The 10,547-nt window shown below is 52.5% G+C and carries 9 protein-coding genes; 8 read left to right on the top strand and 1 reads right to left on the bottom strand.

The genetic code is table 11. The features are described 5' to 3' along the window. Nucleotides 1-148 precede the first annotated feature (148 nt). Complete coding sequence (argH, locus tag Q1K23_RS03445; RefSeq protein ID WP_300362422.1) at nucleotides 149-1,537, top strand: argininosuccinate lyase; 1,389 nt, start codon at nucleotides 149-151, stop codon at nucleotides 1,535-1,537. 24 nt (nucleotides 1,538-1,561) lie between these two features. Here argH and Q1K23_RS03440 read toward each other — a convergent pair whose 3' ends face one another. Continuing rightward, nucleotides 1,562-1,918 carry a histidine triad nucleotide-binding protein gene (locus Q1K23_RS03440; RefSeq protein WP_300362420.1) on the bottom strand — a complete coding sequence of 119 codons (357 nt, stop codon included), beginning with the start codon at nucleotides 1,916-1,918 and terminating at the stop codon, nucleotides 1,562-1,564. A 115-nt stretch (nucleotides 1,919-2,033) separates the two neighbouring features. Here Q1K23_RS03440 and pheS point away from each other — a divergent pair, with 115 nt between their 5' ends. From pheS to Q1K23_RS03405, 7 genes are all read left to right on the top strand, one after another. Beyond that, on the top strand, nucleotides 2,034-3,026 hold the full coding sequence (gene pheS, locus Q1K23_RS03435; RefSeq protein WP_300362418.1) for a phenylalanine--tRNA ligase subunit alpha: 993 nt from the start codon (nucleotides 2,034-2,036) through the stop codon (nucleotides 3,024-3,026). Beyond that, nucleotides 3,023-5,359 (top strand): phenylalanine--tRNA ligase subunit beta, encoded by a 2,337-nt coding sequence (gene pheT / locus Q1K23_RS03430; protein ID WP_300362414.1) that lies wholly within the window; start codon nucleotides 3,023-3,025, stop codon nucleotides 5,357-5,359. Before pheS ends, pheT begins: the two co-directional genes overlap by 4 nt. Then, nucleotides 5,356-6,642, top strand: a complete 1,287-nt coding sequence (aroA, locus tag Q1K23_RS03425; protein ID WP_300362411.1) for a 3-phosphoshikimate 1-carboxyvinyltransferase — start codon at nucleotides 5,356-5,358, stop codon at nucleotides 6,640-6,642. Before pheT ends, aroA begins: the two co-directional genes overlap by 4 nt. Continuing rightward, nucleotides 6,633-7,463, top strand: a complete 831-nt coding sequence (locus Q1K23_RS03420; RefSeq protein WP_300362408.1) for a 4-hydroxy-3-methylbut-2-enyl diphosphate reductase — start codon at nucleotides 6,633-6,635, stop codon at nucleotides 7,461-7,463. The genes aroA and Q1K23_RS03420 overlap by 10 nt, the downstream gene beginning before the upstream one ends. Nucleotides 7,464-7,496: 33 nt before the next feature. Beyond that, nucleotides 7,497-9,164 (top strand): 30S ribosomal protein S1, encoded by a 1,668-nt coding sequence (locus Q1K23_RS03415; RefSeq protein WP_300362403.1) that lies wholly within the window; start codon nucleotides 7,497-7,499, stop codon nucleotides 9,162-9,164. A gap of 9 nt (nucleotides 9,165-9,173) precedes the next feature. Then, nucleotides 9,174-9,662 carry a hypothetical protein gene (locus Q1K23_RS03410; RefSeq protein WP_300362401.1) on the top strand — a complete coding sequence of 163 codons (489 nt, stop codon included), beginning with the start codon at nucleotides 9,174-9,176 and terminating at the stop codon, nucleotides 9,660-9,662. Between the two features lies 1 nt (nucleotide 9,663). Next, nucleotides 9,664-10,547, top strand: an 884-nt coding sequence (locus Q1K23_RS03405) for an NAD(P)-dependent oxidoreductase (RefSeq protein ID WP_300362424.1), incomplete at its 3' end; no start/stop codon positions are given.

The following is a 10,547-nucleotide window of genomic DNA, read 5'->3' as shown; positions in this document are numbered from 1 at the left end:
CACGCCTGCGTCGAAGCGCCGCGAGAGGAAGCAAAATCGCTTTCCGTTGCCGCCTATGGGGATTTTTGAGATGGGTTCTAAAACTTCACCCTCTTTCGTACTCTCCTGCAATTTTGTTACAATAGCGAACTTATTTCAGGAGTTCGCTATGGGTAAAATGTGGTCCGGGCGTTTCAGTGAAAACGCTTCTTCTTTGCTGGACAAATTCAACGCTTCTTTGGAATTCGACAGAAAGCTTTACGAGTACGATATCAAAGGTTCCCTCGCACATGCCAAAATGCTGCATGCCCAGGGCATACTGAACGACAAAGAGTATCAGGATATCGTCAAAGGGATGCGACAGGTATTGCATGAGATCGAGGCGGGTGATTTCGTGTTCGACATCTCTGATGAAGATATCCATATGGCTATCGAGAAAAGGTTGACACAATTGATCGGGGATGCGGGGAAAAAACTTCATACGGCACGAAGCCGCAATGATCAGGTGGCCCTCGATTTCAGGCTCTATGTGCAGGCACACAACGAGATCATACGCGATCTGGTTTTGACGTTGATTCGGACACTTGTCGATACTGCCGAAAAGCATGTCGATACCATGCTGCCCGGGATGACGCATCTGCAGCATGCGCAACCTATCAATTTCGGATACCATATGATGGCGTACGCATCGATGTTCAAGCGGGATTACGAACGTTTCGAAAGCAGCTTCGTGCGCAACAATCTCTCTCCCATCGGATGTGCGGCACTGGCGGGTACGCCCCATCCCATTGACCGTCAGATGACGGCGAAGGAGCTCGGGTTTGATGCGCCGACGCTCAACTGTCTCGATACGGTGAGCGATCGTGATTTCGCTCTGGAGATGCTTTTCAATATCGCGACGATGATGATGCATATCTCACGCCTCTCCGAGGAGCTCGTACTCTGGTCGAGTTCGGAATTTGGTTTCGTGACACTAAGTGACGCCTACTCGACGGGCAGCTCTATCATGCCGCAGAAGAAGAACCCCGACGTTCCCGAACTGCTTCGCGGTAAAACGGGTCGGACCTACGGCAATCTCGTGTCGCTTCTAACCGTGATGAAAGGGCTGCCTCTGGCATACAACAAGGATATGCAGGAGGACAAAGAGGGGACCTTCGACAGTGTCGAAACGGCAGAAATTTCCCTGACGATTCTCAACGAAGTGATCAAGACCATGACAGTCAACAAAGAGCGAATGGAAGAGGCTTGCAAAATCGGCCACCTGAGCGCTACCGATCTGGCCGACTATCTGGTGGAGAAGTGTGGCATTCCTTTTCGGGAAGCGCACTTCATTACGGGACGGGCCGTGGCTTTGGCGGAGCAGAAAGGCGTGGATCTCAGTGAACTGGATGCCAAAGAGCTGCAGTCTATCGACAGCCGGATCTCTCCCGATGTGGTCGAATATCTCTCCATACGCCATTCGATGAATGCGAGAAACTCCGAAGGTGGAACCTCGAGAGAGAAAACGGCTGAACAGATCGAAAAACTGAAGAACTGGCTGAAAGAGAAGAGAGGATAGAAACGGTACCTTGGGAGGTACCGCTTAGAGATTTTTGTGCGTCTCGTCCTGCGTCAGATGTGTCCATTTCAGGCGTGCGCCGCCGAGGAGATGGAAATGAAGGTGCGGGACTTCCTGCCCTCCGTCTCTGCCGTTGTTGGTTACGAGTCGGTAGCCTGTCTTGTCCAGACAGAGCTCCGCAGCCACTTTTTGAATGAAAGGTGTCATTTTCGCCATCAGTTCCGGTGATGCCGACTGGAAATTTTCGATATGTTCTTTGGGTATGATCAGAATATGGACCGGTGCGATGGGGTTGATGTCGTGGAACGCGAGAAAATCCTCGTCTTCGAGCACTTTGTTGGAAGGAATCTCTCCTTTGACGATTTTACAAAATATACACATGGACCATTCTCCTGCAAATAGATTTCCGACATTATACCAAAGCTCCCTTTTTACTGGGGCTTAATGAAGATTGTTGTACAATCGGCCGAAATTCACTCCCTGAGAAGGACTATCCGTGGAGCACTGGATCGATAAAATCGATGCGGCCGATTCTCTCGAAACTCTCGAATCGATACGCATCGCGCTTTTTGGCAAAAAGGGCGAACTGGCCAAAGCTTTTGCCGAAATGAAGAACGTACCACCGGAAGAGAAACCGAAAGTGGCCAAGGAGCTGAACCTGCTCAAGCAGAAGCTCATGGAGAGTTTCGAAAAGAAGAAAGCCGAACTCGAAAAAGAGGCTCTGGAAGAGAAGCTTCGCAGCGAAGCGATCGACGTATCGCTCTATTCGCCGCGTCCCCAGAGCGGAGCGCTGCATCCGGTGATGCAGACGATGGACCGAATCATCGACTATTTCTCCTCTCTCAATTTCGCCGTCGAAGGCGGGCCTCTCGTCGAAGACGAGTTCCATAATTTCGAAGCGCTCAATCTGCCCGATTACCATCCTGCCAGAGACATGCAGGATACCTTCTATTTCAAAGACGGCATGCTGCTTCGCACCCATACCTCACCGGTGCAGATCCGCACGATGATGCGGGAGAAACCGCCGATCCGTATGATCAGTCCCGGTGCCGTTTTCCGGCGCGATTTCGACCTCACCCATACCCCGCAGTTTCATCAGGTGGAGGGGTTGGTGGTCGATGAAGAGGGAAAGGTCTCTTTCGCCAATCTGAAATGGATCCTCGAAGATTTCCTGCATACGATGTTCGGTGACGTCGATGTACGCTTCAGGCCAAGCTTCTTCCCCTTTACGGAGCCCTCTGCGGAGGTGGATATCAGCTGCATCTTCTGTGAAGGGAAAGGGTGCCGTGTCTGTTCCCAGACCGGATGGCTCGAAGTGCTCGGATGCGGTATGGTGGACCCGAACGTCTTCAAAGCCGTCGGATACGAGAACGTGAGCGGTTACGCCTTTGGACTCGGTGTGGAGAGATTCGCGATGCTGATGCATCAGATTCCCGATTTGCGATCGCTTTTCGAGGGTGATCTTCGTTTGCTGGAGCAGTTTCAATGATAGTGACACGTACATGGCTGGAAGAGTGGGTCGACCTGAAAGGGATTTCGACCGAAGAGATTTGCAGGAAGCTCAACAGTATCGGCCTGGAAGTCGATTCCCTGAAAGAGTATAGGGTGCCGGAGAAGATCGTCGTCGGATATGTGGAATCCTGTGAAAAACATCCCGATGCCGACAAGCTGAGTGTCTGCCAGATCAATCTGGGTACCGCCGTGCGGCAGATCGTATGCGGAGCGAAGAATATCGCCGCGGGCCAGTATGTACCGGTGGCTACCGTAGGCGCCGTCATGCCCAACGGCATGAAGATCAAGCACGCCAAACTTCGGGGTGTGGAAAGTGACGGTATGGTCTGCTCCAGCACCGAACTCGGACTGCCGGAACTCGGAGATGGGATCCTGGTGCTGGATGAGACGATCGGCGGCCTTGAGATCGGCAAACCGTTGAAGGAGTATCCTCCCTTCAACGATGATGTGATCGAAATCGAGCTGACCGCGAACCGGGGTGACTGTCTGAGCATCTACGGTGTCGCCAGAGAACTTTCCGTGGGTTTCGACCGCCCGATGAAAACGCTGGAATACAGAGAGAAAGAGAGCAAGAGTCTGGGAATCGGAAGAATTCTTCAGTTCGCCCATCAGGGGAATCCCCCGGTCGACCTGCTCTACCGCGCCGTCGATCTCAAGTCGATCGATGTGCCTCTGTTCATACGGTTGCGTCTCGCACTGGTCGACATCGATATCACTGAAAGAGCCATCGATGCATACATCGACTATGCCGTCCATGCCAGCGGCGTGATTTTGCGGGAGTACGGTTTCTCGAAACTCTCGAACGGTTCCGAAAAGGCCAAAATAACCCTCAAACAGCTGGACAACGGTCTCGGTGCCGTGGAGACAGACGGAAAAACCGCTTCGATCGTGGGAATCTACCAGAACGAAGAGCTCAAAGCGGACGAAAACGAAAAGACGCTGATCCTGGAGGCGAGTTACATCCGGCCGGAGCTGATCGCTCCCGTCGTCAAAAAAGAGAATCTGAAAACCGACGCACTCTACTACAGAACCTCAAGGGGAAGCGAACCCGATCTCGACTTCGGCTGTCGGGTACTGCTGCATCTTCTCTGCACTTATGCCGAGGTGGAGGTCTATGCCGGATGCAGTGAGTATATGACACAGAAGGAGCCGCTGACACTCGACATATCGATGGACGAGATCGAAGCGCTGGTCGGTCAGGCCGTGGAGATCTCCACGGTCGTCAACATTCTTTCGAAACTCGGTTTCTATATCCACAGGACCGAAGACGGGAAGATCATTTTCGACGTTCCGGCTTTCCGACACGATATCGTGAACAAGCAGGACGTGATCGAGGAGGTCGTCCGAATCGTCGGTATCGACAATATCGCCTCCAGACCGATGCGTTTTCAGGAAGCCAACCGCGTCACCTACGATCTTCATCGCTACCGTTTCATCCGGGATATCCGTCTCAAAGCGGTAGCGAACGGTTTTTTCGAGACGATTCACTATGTCTTCTGCGACAACCGGCGCGTAGAGGCGCTCGGATTCGAACCGCTCAAGAAGGAAAAGGCCCTGCTCAATCCCATCACCAACGAGATGGACGGATTGCGGCCGAGTCTGATGGTGACGATGCTCGACTCGCTCCAACGCAACGTCGCGATGTCGAAAAAGCGTATTCCACTCTTTGAAGTGGGACGGGTCTTCGATGCGGAGCGCAACGAAATGTTCCACCTTCTTTTCGCCTATGCGGGGGAGAAGGAGATGGAGACGGTCACGAACGCGGGCAAACCCGAACCGATCGATTTCCCCACATTCGTCGACAAACTCGCGGCCGTGGTCGGAAGCTTCGAACTGCAGGCGTGCGAAGCGGACAACGCTCTTATGCACCCCTATCAGTCCGCCAGGATCGTGATGGATGGGGAGACGGTGGGAATCGTTTCGAAGCTCCATCCCGATATCGCGGCACAGTTCGATCTGCCCGATACCTATTTCGCCGAACTCGAAGTACCCAAACTGCAACAAAAGCATATCAACGCCCGCCCCATCAGCGCCTTTACGCCGGTTCAGCGCGATCTGAGCATCGTCGTACCCCAAAGCACCACCTATACGGCGATCAGAGAGGCGTTGGAGGGAAAACTGCCCGAAACGGTGCAGAAGTTTTTCCCGATCGACAGATATACCGATGAAAAACTGGGAGACGAGATGAGTCTGACGCTTCGATTCATCATCTCATCGATGGAGAAGACCTTGGAAGAGAGCGAGATCAACGCCATAATGGACAAAGCGCTGAAGCTTTTGACAGAGGCGTGCGAAGCGAGGCTGCGATGACCACTCTGGCCGTGAAAAAAGCGGAAGCTTTCGATCTTCTGTGTGACTCTATCGCCAGCGACAAATCGATCTCACACCGTTGTGCCATGTTTTCGCTTTTAAGCGACAAACCGAGCAGGATCAGAAACTATCTGCGTGCGGAAGACACCCTCAATACGCTGGCTATCGTCAAGCAGCTGGGGGCGAAAGTCGAAGAGGAGGGGGACACGATCACCATCACGCCCCCCAAAGAGGCCTCCGAGCCCGAAGATGTGCTCGACTGTGGGAATTCCGGTACGGCGATGCGCCTTTTCTGCGGGTTTCTCAGTTCTCTGCCGGGGCATTACGTCCTGACGGGAGACAGATACCTCAGGCGACGTCCGATGAAGAGGGTCACCGGACCTCTGACGCAGATCGGGGCGAAAATCGACGGCAGGGAAGAGGGAAACCTGGCACCGTTGTGTATCAGGGGGGACAGGCTGCGATCCTTCAATTATGAAAGCCCCATCGCCTCGGCACAGGTGAAGAGCGCGATGATTCTGGCGGCTCTGCGTGCAGACGATGTCTCCACCTACAGGGAGCCGGAACTGAGCCGTGACCATACGGAACGGATGCTGCGGGGTATGGGTGCCAATATCGAAAGCTGGGATACGATCACGATCGAGCCGATGCGCGGGCCTCTCGAGCCGCTGGACATTACCGTGCCGGCGGATCCGTCCAGCGCGTTTTTCTTCGCGGTGGCCGCCGCGATCGTTCCCGGCAGCCGGGTGGTCATTACCGATGTGACCCTCAATCCCACCCGCATCGAAGCCTACAAAGTGTTGAAACGAATGGGGGCACGGGTCGAATTTACCGAAAAAGAGAACCGTTACGAGCCGATCGGCGATATCACGATCACCTACAATGGCCGGCTCAAAAGTGTCGAAGTGAGCGAACACATTTCGTGGCTTATCGACGAATTGCCCGCCATATCCATCGCGATGGCCGTCGCCGAAGGCGAGAGTGTCGTCCGCAATGCCGAAGAGCTGCGGGTCAAGGAGTCGGATCGGATCACGTGTGTCGTCGAAGGGCTGAAGCGTTGCGGTGTCGTCTGCAGCGAGAGAGAGGACGGGTATCTCATCGAGGGGGGAGAGATCCATGGGGCGACGATCGACAGTTGCGGGGATCATAGGATCGCCATGAGCTTCGCGATCGCCGGACTCCTGGCCGACATGACCATCGAGGATGTCGACTGTATCGAAACCTCTTTTCCGAACTTTCTGGATATTTTGAGTCAGATTACCGAGGTGAAAACATGGAAATAGAGATCGCCAAAAGCTACGGCTTCTGTTTCGGCGTCAAAAGGGCCATCAAGATCGCGGAGGAGCATCCCGGCAGTTCGACGCTGGGGCCGCTGATCCACAACAACATGGAGATCGAACGGCTCAAGCGGGATTTCAACGTTTCGCTGGCCACATCTTTGGAGGACGTGAAAGAGGGGCAGGCGACGGTGATCCGTACCCACGGAATTCCCAAAGAGGATCTCAAAAAGCTGAAAGAGAAGGGCGGCGAAGTGATCGACGCCACCTGTCCTTTCGTGACCAAGCCCCAGCAGATCGTCGAAGAGATGAGTGAAGCGGGATACGACATCGTCATATTCGGCGATGTCAACCATCCGGAGATCAAAGGGGTCATGAGTTACGCGATGGGGCCGGTGCACGCCGTTTTGGACGTAAAGGATCTGGAAAAGATCCATCTGAAAGAGCGGGTGGCCGTCGTCGCCCAGACGACACGTAAAATCGACGAATACAACAAGATCATCAACTATCTCGTTCCCCGCCACAAAGAGGTACGTGTCTTCAACACGATCTGCAACGCGACTTTCGAGAACCAGGACGCCGCCAGAGAGCTCGCCAAACGAGCCGACGTGATGGTCGTGATCGGCGGCAAACAGTCTTCCAACACCAAACAGCTTTTTACGATCTGCAGCCAGTACTGTCCCGATTCGTACCATGTCGAATCGAAAGAGGAGCTGAAAAGAGAGTGGTTCGAAGGAAAGAAACTGTGTGGAATCACCGCGGGTGCATCGACCCCGGAGTGGATTATCGAAGAGATTATTGGAAAAATAAGAGAATTTAAAGTATAATAACGGACTTTAAAAACGGAAAAGGAATCAGGTATGGACAAGGCCTCAATGGAAGAGTTTGAGAACATGGAGGAAGATTTCGCGTCGATGCTGGACGCGTACGAGAAAAAGGAGCAGGGCGGAAGCATAACGGACGGTGTGATTGTAGAGATTCGTGAAGGTGACAACCAGGCGCTGGTCGATGTGGGCCGAAAGCAGGAAGCGGCCGTCAATCTCGACGAGCTCAAGGACGAAGAGGGCAACCTCAAATTCAACGTGGGTGACACGATTCCCGTGGTTATCACGGGCTATCGCAACGAGCGTCCCCAGGCGTCGTATCAGAAAGCGATCCGAAAGGCGAACGTCCGCAAGTTCATCGAAGAGCACGAAAACGATGCGGAAAACATGGTCGTCGAAGGAAAAGTGGTTCGCAAGAATCGCGGCGGATATTTCGTCATCGGGAAGGACAATATCGAGTTTTTCATGCCGATGAGCCAGGCGGCTTTCGCGATGGGCAAGAACCCGATCGGCAAAGAGATCAAAGCGGTCATTCTGAAACTCGACAAAGATCGTGACTCCATCGTGATCTCCCGAAGAAAGTATCTCGATCAGCTGCGCAAGGAGCGCAAAGAGATCGTCGACAGACTGATGGAAGAGGACAAGGTCGTCGAGGGTACGATCAAAAAGATCACGAGCTACGGTATGTTCGTAGACGTGGGCGGTATCGAGGGACTCGTCCACTACAGTGAAATCAGCTACAAAGGACCGGTCAATCCCGCGACGCTTTATGAAGAAGGTGACAGGGTGGAAGTCAAAGCGATCGGATACGATCCGAAAAAACGCCACCTTTCTCTCTCCATCAAGCAGACCATGCCCGATCCGTGGGAAGAGATCATCGATCAGCTCGAAGAGGGCGATGCGATCAAGGTCACAGTCAGCAATATCGAGCCCTACGGCGCTTTCGTCGATCTGGGCAACGATATCGAAGGATTCCTCCATGTTTCCGAAGTCTCCTGGGACAAAGACATCAAGAACCCGAAAGACTATCTCAACGTCGGTGACGAGATCGATGTCGAGGTGATAGAAATCAATCCCGAAACCCGAAGACTGCGTGTATCCTACAAAAACCTTCAGCCGAAGCCTTTCGAAGAGTTCCTCCAGCAGCACAAAGAGGGCGATGTTGTAAAAGGAACGGTGACCACGCTGACCGATTTCGGCGCGTTCGTCCGTATCGGCAAAGTGGAAGGCCTTCTGCACAACCAGGACGTTTCCTGGGAGAAAGGTGCCAAAGCCAAAGATCTTCTGAAAAAAGGCGACGAAGTCGAAGTGAAGATCATCAAGATCGATCCGGAACAGGAGCGTATCAGCCTCAGCAAAAAAGCTCTGGAAGAGAGTCCGATCGACCGATTCGCCAAAGAGCACAAAGTCGGAGATATCGTCAAAGGAAAAATCCGCGATGTGAAAGATTTCGGTGTCTTTGTGGAAATAGAAGACGGCGTCGACGCGCTGATCCGAAAAGAGGATGTCTCTCCTCTGAACATGGAAGAGCTGAACAAAGGGGACGAGATCGAAGGTGTCATCGTCATGCTCGATCCTTCAAGCAACAAAATCCGTCTCTCCGTCCGTCGTCTCGAGCGCCAGAAAGAGCGCGATGCGCTGAATGAATTCAACAACAGCGAAGATCGTCTGACGATCGGAGATATCATCAAAGACCAACTGTAAGTCTTTGGTATGAACCGCCTGTTGATTATCCTCTTCGGGATCGTATCAACAGTGGCGGTTTTTATTTTGCTTCTTTTGCTCTATCGTTATGCCAACCAGAACGATCAGAGTCTCTATACCAATCCGCTTGAAAAAAAACATTTCGAAAAGAGGGAAAAAAAGCCCTCGATAGGTGCGAAATGGCTGGAGGATCTTGCCGAAAAGAAAAAGCCGTCATATACATATGCCGTCAGTGAAATACAGATCGATCTTCCGCTGAAGCGCAAGCCCGAGCCCCATACCGCCTATCGGCTTACACTGAAGCATCTCGACAATTACAGAATGTTCTGTATCAGGCAGCTTCTGGAGCAGAACGGGATCGATTATGCGATTTTCAGGAAAAAGGAAAATGGTATACTCATCATTCACAATCTCGACAAAGAGAGCCTGGACCGGATTGTAAAAATGGTCCGAAAATACGATATTGACATCGAAATAGAAAACTACACAAAGGAATAGGATGAAAAAGCATGTAATCATGGTATGTGACCACATTCATGAAAGCGGTCTTGAAATGCTTGCGTCTCAACCTGATATCGAGTATATCAACGTGGCTGACATGCCCAAAGACGAGCTGCTCAATGTCATAGGCAAAGCCGATGTGGCGATTACTCGAAGTTCGACGGAAGTCAACGAAGCGTTCATCAACGCCGCAACCAATCTGAAAGCTCTGGTGCGTGCCGGGGTAGGTGTCGACAATGTCGATATCGAAGGGTGCAGCAAGCGGGGTATCATCGTCATGAACGTGCCCACGGCCAATACGATCGCCGCGGTGGAGCTTACGATGGCGCACATGCTCGCATGTATGCGCGCCTTTCCCTACGCCCATAACCATCTGAAGCTCGATCGGGTGTGGAAGCGTGAAAAATGGTACGGATACGAACTGAAAGACAAAAGACTGGGAATTATCGGTTTCGGCAACATCGGCAGTCGTGTTGGGATTCGTGCCAAAGCTTTCGAGATGGATGTGGTAACGTATGATCCATATATAGAACCCTCAAAAGCCACGGATTTGGGAGTCGAATACACAACGAACTTTGATGATATCCTGGCCTGCGACATCATCACGATCCATACACCGAAAAATCAGGAAACGATCGGCATGATCGGCAAAGAAGAGATCGCGAAAATGAAAGACGGAGTGGTTCTGATCAACTGTGCCCGCGGCGGACTCTATGACGAAGAAGCGCTTTATGAAGGACTCAAGAGTGGAAAAATCCGGTTTGCAGGTATCGACGTCTTCACCAAAGAGCCGGCGACGGATCATCCTCTGCTCGATCTCGACAACGTGACGGTGACACCCCATCTGGGTGCGAACACTCATGAATCCCAGTACAAAATCGC

This window comes from Hydrogenimonas sp., from assembly GCF_029933015.1.
Classification (GTDB): Bacteria; Campylobacterota; Campylobacteria; order Campylobacterales; family Hydrogenimonadaceae; genus Hydrogenimonas.
This window is presented reverse-complemented; position numbering and strand designations above follow the sequence as displayed.